This window comes from Avibacterium sp. 21-599 (assembly GCF_026226765.1).
Taxonomy (GTDB): Bacteria; Pseudomonadota; Gammaproteobacteria; order Enterobacterales; family Pasteurellaceae; genus Avibacterium.
This window is the reverse complement of the sequence record NZ_JAKKOB010000002.1, coordinates 18,664-37,239: the sequence shown is the minus strand read 5'-3', so window position 1 is coordinate 37,239 and position 18,576 is coordinate 18,664. Positions and strand designations below refer to the sequence as shown.

Annotated in this window: 13 protein-coding genes, 2 tRNA genes and 2 rRNA genes; 16 read left to right on the top strand and 1 reads right to left on the bottom strand. The window is 42.2% G+C overall.

The features are described from left to right. The first annotated feature begins 63 nt into the window (after positions 1-63). A complete protein-coding gene (locus L5B83_RS10110) occupies positions 64-615 on the top strand; it encodes a TIGR00645 family protein (RefSeq protein ID WP_250351261.1) in 552 nt (183 codons plus the stop codon). A gap of 144 nt (positions 616-759) precedes the next feature. Here L5B83_RS10110 and mutS read toward each other — a convergent pair whose 3' ends face one another. Further along, positions 760-3,333: a DNA mismatch repair protein MutS gene (mutS, locus tag L5B83_RS10105; RefSeq protein WP_265778434.1), complete on the bottom strand. Its 2,574-nt coding sequence runs from the start codon at positions 3,331-3,333 to the stop codon at positions 760-762. 306 nt (positions 3,334-3,639) lie between these two features. On the opposite strand from mutS, the gene recA reads away from it, so the two are divergent. The 15 genes from recA to L5B83_RS10030 all read left to right on the top strand — a co-directional run bounded on the left by recA (position 3,640) and on the right by L5B83_RS10030 (position 18,496). Next, positions 3,640-4,707 (top strand): recombinase RecA, encoded by a 1,068-nt coding sequence (recA, locus tag L5B83_RS10100; RefSeq protein ID WP_265762564.1) that lies wholly within the window; start codon positions 3,640-3,642, stop codon positions 4,705-4,707. Positions 4,708-4,794: 87 nt separating this feature from the next. Beyond that, a complete protein-coding gene (gene recX / locus L5B83_RS10095) occupies positions 4,795-5,253 on the top strand; it encodes a recombination regulator RecX (protein ID WP_265778433.1) in 459 nt (152 codons plus the stop codon). A gap of 136 nt (positions 5,254-5,389) precedes the next feature. Beyond that, positions 5,390-7,105, top strand: a complete 1,716-nt coding sequence (proS, locus tag L5B83_RS10090) for a proline--tRNA ligase (RefSeq protein WP_250363822.1) — start codon at positions 5,390-5,392, stop codon at positions 7,103-7,105. 173 nt (positions 7,106-7,278) lie between these two features. Continuing rightward, positions 7,279-8,031 carry a tRNA (guanosine(46)-N7)-methyltransferase TrmB gene (gene trmB, locus L5B83_RS10085; RefSeq protein WP_265778432.1) on the top strand — a complete coding sequence of 251 codons (753 nt, stop codon included), beginning with the start codon at positions 7,279-7,281 and terminating at the stop codon, positions 8,029-8,031. A gap of 29 nt (positions 8,032-8,060) precedes the next feature. After that, positions 8,061-8,399: a YggL family protein gene (locus L5B83_RS10080; RefSeq protein WP_265778431.1), complete on the top strand. Its 339-nt coding sequence runs from the start codon at positions 8,061-8,063 to the stop codon at positions 8,397-8,399. A gap of 253 nt (positions 8,400-8,652) precedes the next feature. Beyond that, positions 8,653-9,708 (top strand): YeeE/YedE family protein, encoded by a 1,056-nt coding sequence (locus L5B83_RS10075; RefSeq protein ID WP_265778430.1) that lies wholly within the window; start codon positions 8,653-8,655, stop codon positions 9,706-9,708. A 27-nt stretch (positions 9,709-9,735) separates the two neighbouring features. Beyond that, a complete protein-coding gene (locus tag L5B83_RS10070; RefSeq protein WP_265778428.1) occupies positions 9,736-9,957 on the top strand; it encodes a sulfurtransferase TusA family protein in 222 nt (73 codons plus the stop codon). 347 nt (positions 9,958-10,304) lie between these two features. Then, a complete protein-coding gene (gene corA / locus L5B83_RS10065; protein ID WP_250351295.1) occupies positions 10,305-11,252 on the top strand; it encodes a magnesium/cobalt transporter CorA in 948 nt (315 codons plus the stop codon). 17 nt (positions 11,253-11,269) lie between these two features. Next, the gene (locus L5B83_RS10060) at positions 11,270-11,833 is read left to right on the top strand and encodes a YggT family protein (protein ID WP_265778427.1); all 564 of its coding nucleotides are present in this window, start codon (positions 11,270-11,272) and stop codon (positions 11,831-11,833) included. Next, positions 11,833-12,120 carry a DUF167 family protein YggU gene (yggU, locus tag L5B83_RS10055; RefSeq protein ID WP_265778692.1) on the top strand — a complete coding sequence of 96 codons (288 nt, stop codon included), beginning with the start codon at positions 11,833-11,835 and terminating at the stop codon, positions 12,118-12,120. The genes L5B83_RS10060 and yggU overlap by 1 nt, the downstream gene beginning before the upstream one ends. Positions 12,121-12,398: 278 nt before the next feature. Next, positions 12,399-13,049 carry a TfoX/Sxy family DNA transformation protein gene (locus L5B83_RS10050; protein WP_250351207.1) on the top strand — a complete coding sequence of 217 codons (651 nt, stop codon included), beginning with the start codon at positions 12,399-12,401 and terminating at the stop codon, positions 13,047-13,049. A 344-nt stretch (positions 13,050-13,393) separates the two neighbouring features. Next, a 16S ribosomal RNA gene (locus L5B83_RS10045) occupies positions 13,394-14,936 on the top strand. 81 nt (positions 14,937-15,017) lie between these two features. Continuing rightward, positions 15,018-15,094: transfer RNA gene (locus L5B83_RS10040), tRNA-Ile, on the top strand. A gap of 28 nt (positions 15,095-15,122) precedes the next feature. Next, positions 15,123-15,198: transfer RNA gene (locus tag L5B83_RS10035), tRNA-Ala, on the top strand. Between the two features lie 305 nt (positions 15,199-15,503). Further along, positions 15,504-18,496, top strand: a 23S ribosomal RNA gene (locus L5B83_RS10030). The 16S and 23S rRNA genes sit together here with 2 tRNA genes alongside, the layout of an rRNA operon. Positions 18,497-18,576: the final 80 nt, after the last annotated feature.

Here is an 18,576-nt window from a genome sequence, read left to right as displayed (position 1 = left end):
TGGTAAAAAACAGGTAATTTCATCGCCCACATAAAATGATGAAGGAACGAAGAGTAAACACAGATGGAACATCAATCTATGACATCAAAAGAATCGGTAAAATATAGAACCCCCGTCATATTTAGCCAAATTATTTTTGCTAGCCGCTGGTTACAATTACCCATTTATCTTGGCTTAATTGTCGTACAAGGGATTTATGCCTATAAATTTATGAAATCGCTATGGGAACTTATCTCAAATCTGCAAGAGCTAGATTCCAACGCCATTATGCTTTCCGTGTTAAATTTAATTGATGTGGTAATGATTGCGAATTTGTTGGTTATGGTGATCGTGGGCGGTTATGAAATTTTCGTTTCTAAGCTACACACAGATGGGCATCCTGATGAGCCTGAATGGCTAAGCCACGTTAATGCTTCCGTGTTGAAAGTAAAACTTTCTATGTCAATTATCAGTATTTCCTCTATTCATATGCTACAAACTTTCGTCAATGCAGCAAATATGCCAGAAGAAACGATGAAGTGGCAATTATTGCTCCATTTAGGCTTTTTGGTTTCTGCCATCGCAATGGCTTATACCGATAAAATTCTGTATAGCACCAGCCATAAAAATCATTAATTTTTCTTTTTTGCCGAGGCTTGCAACCTGCTAAGGCGATGAGCAAAAATAGGTACGGCGTTTAAGTTTAAGCATTTAAATCAGGGGCGTGGAAGAACGCCCCTTTCTTTTTCTTGTGGCGATGCTGCGCTAGCGAAATGTGTATTAGACCATTTTCTTTAATTGATACAAATAGGCTAAGGCTTGTTTTGGTGTCATTTCATCAGGATCGAGATTTTCTAACATTTTTAGCACCGCACTTTGATTTTCCTCTTCGTCTATCAAATGCAATTCGCCTTGTAATTGCTGATTTATCGGATTGGTTAAGTGCGGTGTATTTTCTGATAATTTTTCTAATTGGGTTAATTTTTGCTTCGCTAATTTTATTACTGCTTTGGGAACACCTGCCAGTGCAGCCACTGCTAAGCCGTAACTTTTACTTGCTGCGCCTTCTTGCACTGCGTGCATAAAGGCGATGGTGTCGTTATGTTCCACCGCATCTAAATGCACATTGGCGATCCCTTTTAACTGCTCAGGCAAGACGGTAAGCTCAAAATAATGGGTGGCAAATAAGGTGAGTGAACGGACTTTTTGTGCCAGCCATTCCGCACAAGCCCACGCAAGAGAAAGTCCATCATAGGTGGATGTGCCGCGTCCAATTTCATCAATCAGTACTAAGCTGTTTGCGGTGGCTTGGTGCAAAATATTTGCCATTTCTGTCATTTCAACCATAAAGGTTGAACGCCCTGATGCAAGATCATCTGAAGCACCAATACGCGTGAAAATGCGGTCAAGCGGTCCAATCACTGCACTTTCTGCTGGCACGAAAGAGCCTATATAAGCCATTAATGCAATCAATGCGGTTTGACGCATATAGGTACTTTTTCCCCCCATATTCGGCCCTGTTATGATCAATAAATGGCGATTAGCACTCAGATTTACTGGGTTTGCAATAAAAGGGCTTTTTGATACCTGCTCCACCACTGGGTGGCGACCATTTTCGATATTCACGCCGATTTCATCACTAAAAGTGGGGGCAACATAGTTTAGGGTTTCCGCTCTCTCAGCCAAGTTGGTGAGCACATCTAGCTCTGCTAAGGCAAGGCTCGCCAACTGCAATGCACCTAAGTGCGGTAATAATTCATCAAAAATTTGCTCATAAAGTTGCTTTTCCAGAGCAAGGGAAGCCCCTTTTGCTTTCAGGACTTTATCTTCATAGGTTTTTAATTCAGGAATAATGTAACGTTCCGCATTTTTTAAAGTTTGACGGCGTACATAATGAATGGGGGCTTTGTGTGCTTGCCCTTGCGGAATTTGAATATAGTAGCCGTGTACGGCATTAAAGCCAATTTTCAGGCTATCAATCCCGGTAGTTTCTCGTTCTCGTTGTTCCAGTTCTTCCAAATAACGGGTTGCACCGTCAGAAAGGGCGCGCCATTCATCAAGCTCCGCATTAAATCCTTCCGCAATGACGCCACCATCGCGAATTAATAAAGGCGGATTTTCAATAATCGCGCGTTCTAATAAATCTAATTGTGGTGAAAAGTCGGCAATCTGTTGAGAAAATGCAGTAAATTGCGGACAGTTTTGTTGATTAAGATAATGTTGAATGGCGGGAATTTGTGCCAATGCCGTACGTAAACGAGTGAGATCTCTTGGTCGTGCTGAACGCAATGCCACGCGTGCTAAAATACGTTCCATATCCCCGACTTGTTGTAAGTGCGGTTGAAATTCTGCGATTAAATCTTGCTGTAAAATTTGGCTAATGGTTTGTTGGCGTAAGGTTAATTTTTCACGATCCCGAATGGGTTGGTGAATCCAACGCTTCAACAAACGACTGCCCATTGGTGTTACGCATTTATCTAATACAGAAGCTAATGTATGTTCTGTGCCACCAGCAAGATTTTGCGTAAGCTCTAGGTTTCGTCTTGTTGCGGCATCTAACTGAATATTATCGGTATTTTGCAGTAAACTCAGACTTTGAATATGAGGTAACGCGGTTCGTTGGGTCTCTTTTGCATATTGTAATAAACAGCCCGCTGCACAAAGTCCAAGCACCGCTTTTTCTACGCCAAACGCGCGCAAATCTTGCGTACCAAATTGACGATTGAGTTGTTCAATTGCGGTTTTTAATTCAAATTCCCAAACAGGGCGACGGCGTAAGCCTTTCATATTTTCAATTAAGTGAAACGCCTCAAAATCTTCACAATATAAGAGTTCAACAGGTTGAATACGTTGTAATTCTGCTTGTAAGCTCTCTTTACTCGCTGGCTCACTTAACTGAAAACGTCCTGAGGTCATATCTAATGTTGCCAAACCAAACTTGTCTTTTTCCTGATAAACAGCGGCAATCAGATTATCCTGACGTTCAGGTAATAATGCTTCATCACTGATTGTTCCGGGGGTAACAATGCGTACAATTTGACGTTCTACCGGGCCTTTTGCTGTGATAGGATCGCCAACTTGCTCACAAATCGCCACACTTTCGCCCAGTTGAACTAATTTTGCTAAATAACCTTCCACCGCGTGATAGGGTACGCCTGCCATTGGAATCGGTTGCCCTGCTGACTGCCCACGTTTAGTTAAGGAAATGTCCAACAATGCCGCCGCTTTTTTAGCATCATCATAAAATAATTCATAAAAATCCCCCATTCGGTAAAACAACAAAATCTCTGGGTTTTCCGCTTTTAAGCGTAAATATTGCTGCATCATTGGGGTGTGTTGTTCAAAATTAGTCATCAGGTTTACTCAATCTGTTATTTTCAATTTGGGCAAATTATAACGGAATTTTTCTTATTTGATACTGTACGAATTATTTTACTGCTAGCAATTAATTCGCTTTATTTTTTTATACCTTTAACCTCATTAGGCTGCTGCATAAAAAGTCTTATTTGGAATACACCTCACAAAATAGAAAAAAGATCAAAATTTTACTTGATACTGTATATCAATACAGCTATATTATGCAGCAATTCTGATGATGAATTTATAAGGATAAGCAAAATGGCTAAAGAAGAGAAAGCGAAAAAAAGCGAGAAACCACAAATTACCACTCAAGAAGAAAAACAAAAAGCGCTTGCGGCCGCACTTGGTCAAATTGAAAAGCAATTTGGTAAAGGGTCTATTATGAAATTGGGTGAAACCCAAGAATTAGATATTGAATCTATTTCTACTGGCTCACTTAGTTTAGACATTGCCTTAGGTATTGGTGGTTTGCCAATGGGGCGTATCGTAGAAATTTATGGGCCAGAATCTTCAGGAAAAACCACATTAACCCTTTCCGTTATTGCACAAGCACAAAAATTGGGTAAGACCTGTGCTTTCATTGATGCAGAACACGCGTTAGATCCTATCTATGCGGCAAAACTTGGGGTTGATGTAAAAGAATTGCTCGTTTCTCAACCAGATAATGGTGAAGAAGCATTAGAAATTTGTGATGCCTTGGTTCGTTCTGGTGCGATTGAAGTGGTGATTGTGGACTCTGTCGCTGCACTTACACCAAAAGCAGAAATTGAAGGAGATATGGGCGATGCACACGTTGGTTTACAAGCGCGCTTAATGTCGCAAGCTTTGCGTAAACTAACGGGGCAAATCAAAAACTCAAACTGTTTGGTGATTTTTATCAACCAAATTCGTATGAAAATTGGTGTAATGTTTGGTAACCCAGAAACCACTACGGGTGGTAACGCATTAAAATTCTATTCTTCTGTGCGTCTAGATATTCGTCGAGTAGGTGCAGTAAAAGATGGTGATGAAATCATCGGTAATGAAACGCGTGTCAAAGTGGTGAAAAATAAAGTCGCGCCACCATTCCGTCAAGTGGATTTCCAAATCCTTTATGGTGAAGGAATTTCACGCAACGGTGAATTAATTGAATTAGGTGTAAAACACAAATTAGTTGATAAAGCGGGCGCTTGGTTCTCTTATAACGGTGAAAAAATTGGTCAAGGCAAAGCGAATGCGATGAAATGGTTAGCAGAACACCCTGAACAAGCTCAAGAGTTAGAAAATAAATTACGTGAAGAGCTTTTAGCTAATCCAGATAAATCACTCATTGCAGATATTGAAGCCGATCAAAATGCAGAGATGGCAGAAATAGATTCTGAATTTTAAACCTTTCGATTAAGTAATATTAAAAAAGTGCGGTAATTTTTGACCGCACTTTTTCTAAATATAATTGACCTATAAAAGCGAGGAAAAATGACTTCATTGGCGTTAAATTATGTGGTGAACTTACTTGCTCGTCGTGAATATAGCGAATATGAATTACGTTGTAAAATGCAAGAAAAAGCCTTCAGTGAAGAGGAAATTGAACAGGCTTTGGCTTTTTGTCAGGAAAAAAATTGGCAAAGTGATCGCCGTTTTACAGAAAATTATTTACATTACCGATCACAAAAAGGCTATGGATTAAACCGCATTAAGCAAGAGCTTACTCAATTAAAAGGGATTTCATCAGAAACGTTAAATGATGTCCTTGCTGAAACGGAGATTAATTGGCCTGAGATTGCACAGACTGTTTTACGCAAAAAATTCCCTCAGTACGCCCAACAACAAGATTTTAAAACGAAACAAAAAATCTGGCGTTATATGCTTTCACACGGTTTTCAACGTGAAGAATTTGCTGATTTAGTCGGTGCGGGGGAAGATGATTTTTACTGAAAGAAATAAGATTGACTCAGCGCCTTTTCTTTTCTACAAAATATTTGCACAAATAGCCCTTTCTTCTTTGAGTGAACCTCACTCAATGATAAACTAACGCCAATTTTTTCTTAAATAATGAATATAGGAAACAACAATGCGAGCGAGTCGATATTTATTTGCTACTTTAAAAGAAACCCCAAATGATGCACAGGTGGTAAGCCATCAATTAATGCTACGTGCTGGAATGGTACGCCCTTTAGCCTCAGGGCTTTATAACTGGCTACCAACAGGGTTGCGCGTACTCAAAAAAGTGGAAAATATTGTACGTGAAGAAATGAATAAAAGTGGTGCAATTGAAGTAGAAATGCCCGTTGTTCAACCCGCTGAATTATGGCAAGAATCCCAACGTTGGGAACAATATGGCCCAGAATTATTACGCTTTCAGGATCGTGGGCAACGTGATTTCGTCCTCGGCCCAACCCACGAAGAAGTGATTACGGATTTAGTTCGCCGTGAAGTGAGTTCTTATAAACAACTTCCGCTTAATTTATACCAAATTCAAACCAAATTCCGTGATGAAGTGCGTCCACGTTTTGGGGTAATGCGCGGCCGCGAATTTTTAATGAAAGATGCCTATTCTTTCCACACAACAAAAGAAAGTCTGCAAGAAACCTATGAGGTGATGTACCAAACTTACAGCAACATTTTTACCCGTTTAGGTTTAGATTTTCGTGCTGTTCAGGCGGATACGGGTTCTATCGGTGGGAGTGCCTCGCACGAATTCCAAGTGCTAGCACAAAGTGGCGAAGATGATATCGTGTTTTCCACAGAATCTGATTTTGCAGCGAATATTGAACTCGCAGAAGCAGTCGCTCAAGGTGAACGAGCCGTTCCAACATTAGCAATGGAATTAATTGACACGCCTAATGCCAAAACAATCAATGAGCTTGTTGAGCAATTTAATGTGCCAATAGAAAAAACAGTGAAAACGCTCATTGTCAAAGGTGCAAATGACGCTCAACCATTGATTGCGTTAATCATCCGTGGCGATCACAACTTGAACGAAATCAAAGCACAAAAATTAGCACAAGTGGCTGATCCTCTCGAATTTGCTGATGAAGCTGACATTAAAGCGAAAATTGGTGCAAGTGTTGGTTCTCTTGGGCCTGTAAATTTACCGATCCCAGCCATTATTGATCGTAGTGTGGCATTAATGAGTGATTTCTCAGCTGGCGCAAATATTGATGGTAAACATTATTTTAATATCAACTGGGAACGTGATGTGCCAATGCCAGAAATTGCAGATTTGCGCAATGTAGTAGAAGGTGATCCTAGCCCAGATGGTAAAGGGTCATTATTAATCAAACGTGGTATTGAAGTAGGGCATATTTTCCAACTGGGTACAAAATATTCTGAAGCAATGAAAGCCACTGTACAAGGCGAAGATGGTCGCCCACAAACGATGATTATGGGCTGTTACGGCATTGGCGTGAGCCGTGTGGTTGCCGCAGCGATTGAACAAAGCCACGATGAGCGTGGCATTATTTGGCCAACAGATGCCATTGCACCGTTTACCGTTGCTATCGTCCCAATGAATATGCACAAATCAGAAAGCGTGCAAGAATTTGCAGAAAATTTGTACCGCACTTTACTTGCTGAAGGAATTGAAGTGATTTTTGATGATCGTAAAGAACGCCCGGGTGTAATGTTTGCAGATATGGAACTCATTGGTGTACCGCATATGTTAGTAATTGGTGAGAAAAACCTGCAAAATGGTGAAATAGAATACAAAAATCGCCGAACAGGTGAAAAACAGATGATCAACAAAGATCAATTAGTCGAATTTGTGAAACAACAAATCAAATACTAAATAACGGGATTGGGCGGCAAAAGTCGCCCAATTTTTTATAGGGGCAACATTAAAATTTGCATAATATTCCGACCGCACTTTTTCCTTGCGCGATTTTGCCCTAAAACATAGAATAGCCCTCGTAAAAATGAGATTAGCTCATTTTGTAAACGATATTGAGTAGTAGATTTTTAATGACAGAACAACAAACCAGCTTTGCGGATCAAAAACGCAAAACCGTTGAAACCGCTGAATTTACCGCAGATGGACGCTACAAACGTAAAGTGCGTAGTTTTGTATTGCGTACAGGACGATTAAGTGATTTTCAACGTAATATGATGAATGCGAATTGGCCAACTTATGGTTTAGCACATCAAACAGAACCTTTTGATTTTAAAAATATTTATGGCAATGATAAGCCAGTTATTTTAGAAATTGGCTTTGGGATGGGAAAATCCCTTGTTGAAATGGCGGAACAACATCCAGATAAAAATTATCTCGGTATTGAAGTGCATACTCCCGGCGTGGGGGCTTGCATTGCTTATGCGGTGGAAAAAAACGTGAAAAATTTACGTGTTATTTGCCACGATGCCACAGAAATTTTACGCGATTGCATTGCAGACAGTAGCCTTGCTGGTTTACAGCTCTTTTTCCCTGATCCTTGGCATAAAGCTAAGCATCACAAACGCCGTATCGTACAGCCAAATTTTGTGCAAACAGTTTGCCAAAAGCTTGTTAGTCAAGGCTTTATTCATATGGCAACAGACTGGGAAAACTATGCAGAACAAATGTTAGATGTGCTGCAAAATCATCCGCAGTTACACAATACGTCTGTCATCAATGATTATATTCCACGCCCAGAAAGCCGTCCGCTGACGAAGTTTGAACAGCGCGGTCACCGCTTAGGTCACGGTGTATGGGATTTATATTTTATTAAAACTGAATAATATCACTCAAATAATACGAGGAGAAAACAATGGCAATTCAACGTAACAGAAGACAACGCAAAAAAATGCACCTTGCCGAATTTCAAGAATTAGGCTTTTTAGTAAACTGGCAATTTCCTGAAAATACGCCAATTGATACAATTGACAAGGTCGTTGATCGTTTTATCAACGAAGTGATTCGCCCAAATGGTTTAGCTTATGAAGGTAGTGGTTATTTACATTGGGAAGGTTTAGTCTGTTTAGAAAAAATTGGAAAATGTGATGAAAATCACCGCGAGTTAGTGAAAAACTGGTTAGAAACTAATGGATTACAGCAAATTGAAATTAGCAAACTGTTTGATATTTGGTGGGAATATCCAGCAAAATAATAGCCCAATTAATCCCGCTTTCTGGCGGGATTTTTATAATGCTAAGTGCGGTATAAATTTTTTTATTTTTTCTTTCTATTTCCACTTTTCTTTTGCCCAATTGCGTTTTCTCCATTCTCTTTGTTATCAGCAACATTTACTAATCTATTCTTTATAACTAAAAGAAATATCTCTTCTCAATTAATTATTGGCTAGCCATAAAAAATTTCTCGCATAATACCTGCGCTTAATAAAGAAATGAGAGGAGAAGTTTATGCTTTGGACGATTTTTTCGGGAGGAATTCTCGGTGTTATTTTTGGCTTTGTATTGCAGCGTACGCGTTTTTGTATGACGGGTGGTTTTCGTGATATGTACACGGCGAAAAATAACAAAATGTTTTATGCCTTTTTACTGGCGATTTTAATTCAAAGCGTGGGGGTGCTGACGCTTGTAGAGCTAGGTTATGTTTCATCGCCTTACGAAGATTTTTCTTTGCTAGGCACGGTTTTGGGATCTTACCTATTTGGTATTGGCATTGTGCTTGCTAGTGGTTGTGCTACGGGGACGTGGTATCGTGCAGGCGAAGGGTTAATCGGAAGCTGGCTAGCGTTGGCAATGTATATGCTGAGCGCGGCAATGATGAAATATGGGGTGTTAGTGGCGTTTAAAAACAGTGTCACCCGCTATACTAGAATGAATGATAACCTTGCGGCTCAATTGGGGATTTCTGTTTGGTGGTTAGTGGGGTTATTGGCGATCGCGGTGGTATTTGGCATCTCGCGCACGTTAAGTAAACCTCCTAAAAATAAAGTGGCAACCTTACCGCAAAAATACCAAGGGTTACGCCATTGGCTCTTTGAAAAGCGTTATCATCCCTTTGTTGCCGCGGTAGCAATTGGCATTATTGCGTTGGTCGCTTGGCCAGCGAGTGAAAGCACGGGGCGAGCGGGTGGATTGGGGATCACCACGCCTTCTGCAAACCTGATTCATTTTTTAGTAACGGGTGATGAAAAGCGGTTAAATTGGGGCGTGTTTTTAGTGATGGGTATTTTTATCGGTTCTTATCTTGCTGCAAAAGGAAGCCGTGAGTTTAGATGGCGCTTGCCCGATACTAAAACACTTTATCACAGTGTGCTAGGTGGATTTTCGATGGGCGTTGGTGCATCACTAGCGGGTGGTTGTACTATTGGTAATGGTTTAACAGCGACGGCGGTGATGAGTTCTAAAGGTTGGATTGCCCTTGCTTTCACCATTTTGGGCGTATGGACAATGGCACACATTTTATTTATTCGCCCACGTAAATTGGCGCTGGTGAACGCCTCAGCATAAGCATCATTGACAGAGAAGGAGATTAAGATGATCGTAAAATTAGAAACAGCAGGGTTGGTTTGTCCATTTCCATTGGAAGAGGCCAAAGCGGCAATGGCAAAATTAAATGCTGGTGATGGCATTGAAATTGAATTTGATTGTACTCAAGCCACAGAGGCGATACCCAACTGGGCAGCTGAGGAAGGTTATGACGTGATCCATTTCGATCAAATTGGCGATGCGAAATGGACGATTACGGTGGTGAAATAGCCTTTCTTTCAAGTGCGGTGGAAAATTCTTCATTTTTTCACCGCACTTTGATCTCGTTCTTTTCCTACATATCCCCTTGACGAATACGCCATTGAAGCGTAACATTCCGCACGATTTAGCAACAAGAGGACACACACTTTGGACAGTCATAGTCGATACCCAATTTATCGTTGATCTAAATCTCGTCCTTCACTTATCGGCGAGATTTCGCAGGTAAGTTTCATTACCTCAATTATTAGGTATCTTTAATTAAATAATCAAAAATTTTGTACCGCACTTTTGTGTTGATTATTTGGTTTTCTTTTGTTCATCGGGTTTGTTCATAATCCCCCAAGGAGTATGACAAAATGATTAATGCTTTTGCACTAGAAAATGCACGTTTAATTCGACTAGATGACGGTGATGAAAATCTTAATGCCGCCATTTGGATTGATTTACTCGAACCCTCAGGCGAAGAACGTGAAATGTTGCAACAAGGTTTAGGACAAAGTTTGGCATCCTTCCTCGAATTGGAAGACATTGAGGCATCAGCACGTTTTTTTGAAGATGAAGATGGCTTGCATTTGCACTCGTTTTTCTATTGTGAAGATGAAAATGATTACGCTGACTTGGCTAGCGTGGCGTTCACCTTGCGTGATGGACGCTTATTCACCCTACGTGATCGTGAACTTCCTGCTTTCCGTTTATATCGAATGCGTTCACGTAGCCAGCGTTTAATTGAATGTAATGCTTATGAAGTGTTATTAGATTTATTTGAGACAAAAATCGAGCAACTTGCTGATGTTATTGAAAACGTCTATGCGGATTTAGAAAAATTAAGCCGTGTTATCTTAGAGGGAAAACAAGGTGAGGCGTTTGATGAGGCATTGGCAACCTTAACGGAACAAGAAGATGCTAGTTCCAAAGTGCGTTTATGTTTGATGGATACGCAACGTGCATTGAGCTTTTTAGTGCGCAAAACACGTTTGCCCGCCAATCAATTAGAACAGGCGCGTGATATTTTACGCGATATTGAATCTCTTCAACCGCATAATGAATCCTTATTCCAAAAAGTGAATTTCTTAATGCAAGCGGCAATGGGTTATATCAATATTGAACAGAATAAGATTATGAAATTCTTCTCAGTTGTTTCGGTAATGTTTTTACCTGCAACACTTGTCGCATCAACTTATGGAATGAATTTTGAATTTATGCCAGAATTGCATTTAAAATATGGCTATCCAATGGCAATTGGCTTAATGATCGTCGCCGCGCTTACGCCTTATATTTATTTTAAACGTAAAGGCTGGTTATAATTTTTAAGGAGGAAATAATGGGTTTAAATTCCCTTCAATTTTTAGTTTATACATTAATTAATGTGTTTAGTTTTGTCTTAATTTTACGCACTTGGTTTCAATATAGCCGTGTGGATTTTTATAATCCTTTTTCGCAAACCTTAGTCAAATTTACGCAGCCAGTGGTTGCGCCTTTACAAAAATTTCTTCCTACGGTTAAAGGATTAAATACCGCAGCATTAGTGCCATGTATTATTTTAGGTACAATAAAATACCCTTTGATTGATTTATTGGGGTCAGTAGAGCTTGCGGCAAGCCCACAAGCTTATCTTTTTATTGGCTTGTTACATACCTTACGCACACTCGGGGAAGCGGTGATTTATGTGTTATTTATCCAAGCCATTTTGAGCTGGTTTAATCGTGGGCAAAATCCATTGCAATATACCCTTTATCAGCTGACTGAGCCTTTGCTTAATCCTATTCGCCGTATTTTACCGAATACAGGAATGATTGATTTTTCCCCAATGTTGTTGGCATTTTTGTTATTTTATGCCAACCGTGTTATGTACGATATTGCCCCTATCTTATGGCAACTTGCTTAATGAATGCCGTCGAACAAACAGAGAAAGGAATTCGGTTGCGGATTTTTCTGCAACCGAAAGCAAGTAAAGACCAACTTGTTGGCTTACACGACAACGAGCTAAAAATTACCCTTACCGCTCCGCCCATTGATGGGCAAGCCAACGCATATTTGGTTAAATTCCTAAGCAAAATGTTTAAAGTCCCCAAAAGCAGTATTATTATCGAAAAAGGCGAACTCAACCGCCATAAACAAATTTTTATTCCTGCACCCAAAATCATTCCTGAACAGGTTTTGGCGTTATTGTGATAAGAAAAATGCTCTCAATTCGTGAGAGCATTTTTTTGTTCATTAATTAGCTAATATGATCGTGATTACTTAATATTGAGTAGAATATTTTACGAAAATAAATTTCTATAAAAGAGAACTATTCTAGCGTGTTTTCTTTGCTTAGAGGGCGGTTGCATTGTAAATTTACGATCAGTGTCGCAAAAATGATAATTAGTTGAAAATATTCATCAAAAAGAGACATTTTATGTGATATAACTTTAGCCACTTTAATAATTAACCGAAATGCGAGGAGATGTATGATGAGTATTACTAGCACTCTAACATTTGAAATTAGAAAAGAACTCAGTGAACTTATTGGGGAAGTGTCTGCGAAAGGCGTGTTTAATAGCTATGGAATTTTTCAGGCAAAATCAATGTTTGGTTTATTCCAAGATAATTGCTTTTATCTAAGAGCTGTTGGGAAATTAGCGCAATATTTGGAGAGCCAAGGCGCAATACCTTATATGGAACATTCTGAAAAGCCGGTTTCTTGCGGTATAAATTTTTATCTTCTTCCTGATAAAGTTAGAGAAAATAAAGATTTATATAAATCTCTGATTCTATGGTCAATTGAGCAAATAGAAGAAGGTAGAAATCAGAAAGAAATGGCAAAGGTCGATTTAATTCGAGGTCGAGTGAACTTATCTGTTAGACACGAGCGCCTTTTAAATAAAATTGGGATTCGTTCTTTTGATGATTTTTTAAAGGCGGGCGCTGAATACTGCTATATAACGCTTAAAAAAGCAGGATTCAGTGTTAATTTGCACTTCTTCTGGAATCTAAAAGCGGCTTCTTTAAGAAAGCACGCAATGATGCTTACACAAGAGGAAAAAGAAAAAGCTTTAGAGGCGTTAAATGCAGCCCTTGCTAAAGAAGGAATGAGAGCGATTGATCCTATTAAGGATTAATATTTGCTGTATTACGGTGGAATATAAACAAAAATGTAAGTTTTTTCACCGCACTTTGTTTTCTAAATAATCACTTGCAATATTTTTAAAATTTTTTGTAAAAATTTGTAAAAAAAGACTTGCAAAGATTTTCGAGATGTCTATAATACGCCGCACACAACGACGCGACGTTGTAGAACTAAAGATGATACAAATCGCGTCGTTCTTTTTTGCTCTTTAACAATCAATCAGACAATCTGTGTGGGCATTCGTTGATTTTCAAAAAGATTTAAAATTTAGAAATCAATGATGCTTAACTTGAAATTCAAAAAGAATATAACGTTATGTATTCATTGAGCGAGATTAAACTGAAGAGTTTGATCATGGCTCAGATTGAACGCTGGCGGCAGGCTTAACACATGCAAGTCGAACGGTAACGGGTTGAAAGCTTGCTTTCGATGCTGACGAGTGGCGGACGGGTGAGTAATGCTTGGGAATCTGTTTTATGGAGGGGGATAACTATTGGAAACGATGGCTAACACCGCGTAATATCTGAGGATTAAAGTAGTGGGACCGCAAGGCCACTAGCCATAAGGTGAGCCCAAGTGGGATTAGGTAGTTGGTGGGGTAAAGGCCTACCAAGCCTGCGATCTCTAGCTGGTCTGAGAGGATGACCAGCCACACTGGGACTGAGACACGGCCCAGACTCCTACGGGAGGCAGCAGTGGGGAATATTGCGCAATGGGGGAACCCTGACGCAGCCATGCCGCGTGAATGAAGAAGGCCTTCGGGTTGTAAAGTTCTTTCGGTGATGAGGAAGGTGGACGTGTTAATAGCACGTTGATTTGACGTTAGTCACAGAAGAAGCACCGGCTAACTCCGTGCCAGCAGCCGCGGTAATACGGAGGGTGCGAGCGTTAATCGGAATAACTGGGCGTAAAGGGCACGCAGGCGGTAAATTAAGTGAGATGTGAAATCCCCGAGCTTAACTTGGGAATTGCATTTCAGACTGGTTTACTAGAGTACTCTAGGGAGGGGTAGAATTCCACGTGTAGCGGTGAAATGCGTAGAGATGTGGAGGAATACCGAAGGCGAAGGCAGCCCCTTGGGGAGATACTGACGCTCATGTGCGAAAGCGTGGGGAGCAAACAGGATTAGATACCCTGGTAGTCCACGCTGTAAACGCTGTCGATTTGGGGGTTGGGCTTTGAGCTTGGCGCCCGTAGCTAACGTGATAAATCGACCGTCTGGGGAGTACGGCCGCAAGGTTAAAACTCAAATGAATTGACGGGGGCCCGCACAAGCGGTGGAGCATGTGGTTTAATTCGATGCAACGCGAAGAACCTTACCTACTCTTGACATCCAAAGAAGGTCTTAGAGATAAGACTGTGCCTTCGGGAACTTTGAGACAGGTGCTGCATGGCTGTCGTCAGCTCGTGTTGTGAAATGTTGGGTTAAGTCCCGCAACGAGCGCAACCCTTATCCTTTGTTGCCAGCATGTAGAGATGGGAACTCAAAGGAGACTGCCAGTGATAAACTGGAGGAAGGTGGGGATGACGTCAAGTCATCATGGCCCTTACGAGTAGGGCTACACACGTGCTACAATGGTGCATACAGAGGGAAGCGAGCCTGCGAGGGTGAGCGAATCTCAGAAAGTGCATCTAAGTCCGGATTGGAGTCTGCAACTCGACTCCATGAAGTCGGAATCGCTAGTAATCGCGAATCAGAATGTCGCGGTGAATACGTTCCCGGGCCTTGTACACACCGCCCGTCACACCATGGGAGTGGGTTGTACCAGAAGTAGATAGCTTAACCGAGAGGGGGGCGTTTACCACGGTATGATTCATGACTGGGGTGAAGTCGTAACAAGGTAACCGTAGGGGAACCTGCGGTTGGATCACCTCCTTACCGAAGAGAAGACGAATGTTCACACAGATTGGTTGATTGATGTTAGACAATGAGAAGCAAAGGAATACCCGAATCCCTTGAGGGTCTGTAGCTCAGGTGGTTAGAGCGCACCCCTGATAAGGGTGAGGTCGGTGGTTCAAGTCCACTCAGACCCACCACTCAAGTGATGAGGAAGAAGAAATGATTGGGGATATAGCTCAGCTGGGAGAGCGCCTGCCTTGCACGCAGGAGGTCAGCGGTTCGATCCCGCTTATCTCCACCAAATCATTTAATGAGATGTAAATCATTAGTAAGTTCTTTTAGATTGTCTTAAGTAAGTATACTTAAGATAGATTTTAGTCAGAGAATTTACTAATGATAGTACACAAAATCAGTATTATCCTATTTGCTCTTTAACAATGTAAAAACAAGCTGAAAACTGAAGAGACTTTCAAGCCGGTGATAAAGGATAAAGTTTATCACTGAATTGAAGAAGTCTGAGTAGAAGAAGACTTACTTGAACAAAAGCAAGTAAGCGATTCTCAACGAATGACGATAGCTTTAAGGAAAAAATCCTTGAGGTTATATAGTTAAGTGAGAAAGCGTACAGGGCGGATGCCTTGGCAATCAGAGGCGAAGAAGGACGTGCTAATCTGCGAAAAGCGTGGGTGAGTTGATAAGAAGCGTTTAACCCACGATGTCCGAATGGGGAAACCCGATAGGTGAAGAACCTATCATTGTTTACTGAATAAACTAGGTAAACAAGGCGAACCGGGAGAACTGAAACATCTAAGTACCCCGAGGAAAAGAAATCAACCGAGATTCTGTGAGTAGCGGCGAGCGAAAGCGGAGTAGCCAGTAAGTGATAGCAAGTGATTTAGGAGAATTGACTGGGAAGTCAAGCGAAACAGGGTGATAGCCCCGTATCTGAAAAATTGCGTGTGGTACTAAGCTTACGAGAAGTAGGGCGGGACACGAGGAATCCTGTTTGAAGATGGGGGGACCATCCTCCAAGGCTAAATACTCCTGATTGACCGATAGTGAACCAGTACTGTGAAGGAAAGGCGAAAAGAACCCCGGTGAGGGGAGTGAAATAGAACCTGAAACCCTGTACGTACAAGCAGTGGGAGCCCTTTTGGGTGACTGCGTACCTTTTGTATAATGGGTCAGCGACTTATATTTTGTAGCGAGGTTAACTGAATAAGGGAGCCGAAGGGAAACCGAGTCTTAACTGGGCGGCTAGTTGCAAGGTATAGACCCGAAACCCGGTGATCTAGCCATGGGCAGGTTGAAGGTTGGGTAACACTAACTGGAGGACCGAACCGACTAATGTTGAAAAATTAGCGGATGACCTGTGGCTGGGGGTGAAAGGCCAATCAAACCGGGAGATAGCTGGTTCTCCCCGAAATCTATTTAGGTAGAGCCTTGTGTGAATACCTTTGGGGGTAGAGCACTGTTTCGGCTAGGGGCCCATCCCGGGTTACCAAACCGATGCAAACTCCGAATACCAAAGAGTAATGCACAGGAGACACACGGCGGGTGCTAACGTCCGTCGTGGAGAGGGAAACAACCCAGACCGCCAGCTAAGGTCCCAAAATCTATATTAAGTGGGAAACGAAGTGGGAAGGCTTAGACAGCTAGGATGTTGGCTTAGAAGCAGCCACCATTTAAAGAAAGCGTAATAGCTCACTAGTCGAGTCGGCCTGCGCGGAAGATGTAACGGGGCTAAAATATAGTACCGAAGCTGCGGCATCAGGCGTATCACTAATACGCCTTTACGATTAACGACTTACGAAGCAAGTCAGTTAAGCGTCCAACACGTTGAGTGAAGGAGAAGTAGAGAGGATTAGTGATACGCCTGTTGGGTAGGGGAGCGTTGTGTAAGCGGAAGAAGGTGAATTGAGAGGTTTGCTGGACGTATCACAAGTGCGAATGCTGACATAAGTAACGATAAAACGGGTGAAAAACCCGTTCGCCGGAAGACCAAGGGTTCCTGTCCAACGTTAATCGGGGCAGGGTGAGTCGGCCCCTAAGGCGAGGCTGAAAAGCGTAGTCGATGGGAAACGGGTTAATATTCCCGTACTTGGTAAAGCTGCGATGTGGGGACGGAGAAGGTTAGGTTAGCGTACTGTTGGAGATGTACGTTTAAGTTGGTAGGTGGGTAGACTAGGCAAATCCGGTCTACTGTCAACACAGAGAGATGATGACGAGGCTCTAAGGAGCTGAAGTAACTGATACCACACTTCCAGGAAAAGCCACTAAGCTTCAGGCTTTACTAAACCGTACTGAAAACCGACACAGGTGGTCAGGTAGAGAATACTCAGGCGCTTGAGAGAACTCGGGTGAAGGAACTAGGCAAAATAGCACCGTAACTTCGGGAGAAGGTGCGCTGACGTAGTGTGAAGTTCTTTGCGAATGGAGCATGAACCAGTCGAAGATACCAGCTGGCTGCAACTGTTTATTAAAAACACAGCACTCTGCAAACACGAAAGTGGACGTATAGGGTGTGATGCCTGCCCGGTGCTGGAAGGTTAATTGATGGTGTAATCGAAAGAGAAGCTCCTGATCGAAGCCCCAGTAAACGGCGGCCGTAACTATAACGGTCCTAAGGTAGCGAAATTCCTTGTCGGGTAAGTTCCGACCTGCACGAATGGCATAATGATGGCCAGGCTGTCTCCACCCGAGACTCAGTGAAATTGAAATCGCCGTGAAGATGCGGTGTACCCGCGGCTAGACGGAAAGACCCCGTGAACCTTTACTATAGCTTGACACTGAACCTTGAATTTTGATGTGTAGGATAGGTGGGAGACTATGAAGCGGTAACGCCAGTTATCGTGGAGTCGTTGTTGAAATACCACCCTTTAACGTTTGATGTTCTAACGAAGCGCCTGAAACGGGTGTTCGGACAGTGTCTGGTGGGTAGTTTGACTGGGGCGGTCTCCTCCCAAAGCGTAACGGAGGAGCACGAAGGTTTGCTAATGACGGTCGGACATCGTCAGGTTAGTGCAATGGTATAAGCAAGCTTAACTGCGAGACAGACAAGTCGAGCAGGTGCGAAAGCAGGTCATAGTGATCCGGTGGTTCTGAATGGAAGGGCCATCGCTCAACGGATAAAAGGTACTCCGGGGATAACAGGCTGATACCGCCCAAGAGTTCATATCGACGGCGGTGTTTGGCACCTCGATGTCGGCTCATCACATCCTGGGGCTGAAGTAGGTCCCAAGGGTATGGCTGTTCGCCATTTAAAGTGGTACGCGAGCTGGGTTTAGAACGTCGTGAGACAGTTCGGTCCCTATCTGCCGTGGGCGTTGGAGAATTGAGAGGGGCTGCTCCTAGTACGAGAGGACCGGAGTGGACGCATCACTGGTGTACCAGTTGTCTCGCCAGAGGCATTGCTGGGTAGCTAAATGCGGAAGAGATAAGTGCTGAAAGCATCTAAGCACGAAACTTGCCTTAAGATGAGTTCTCCCCGACTTTAAGTTGGTAAGGGTTGTTTGAGACTAAGACGTAGATAGGCTGGGTGTGTAAGCGATGTGAGTCGTTGAGCTAACCAGTACTAATTGCCCGAGAGGCTTAACTATACAACACTCAAGGGTTTTGGCTTGTTTTTGATTGAAAGAGTAGGGATTTTAGAGCGGAATGCTTTGAAGTCTGTAAAGAA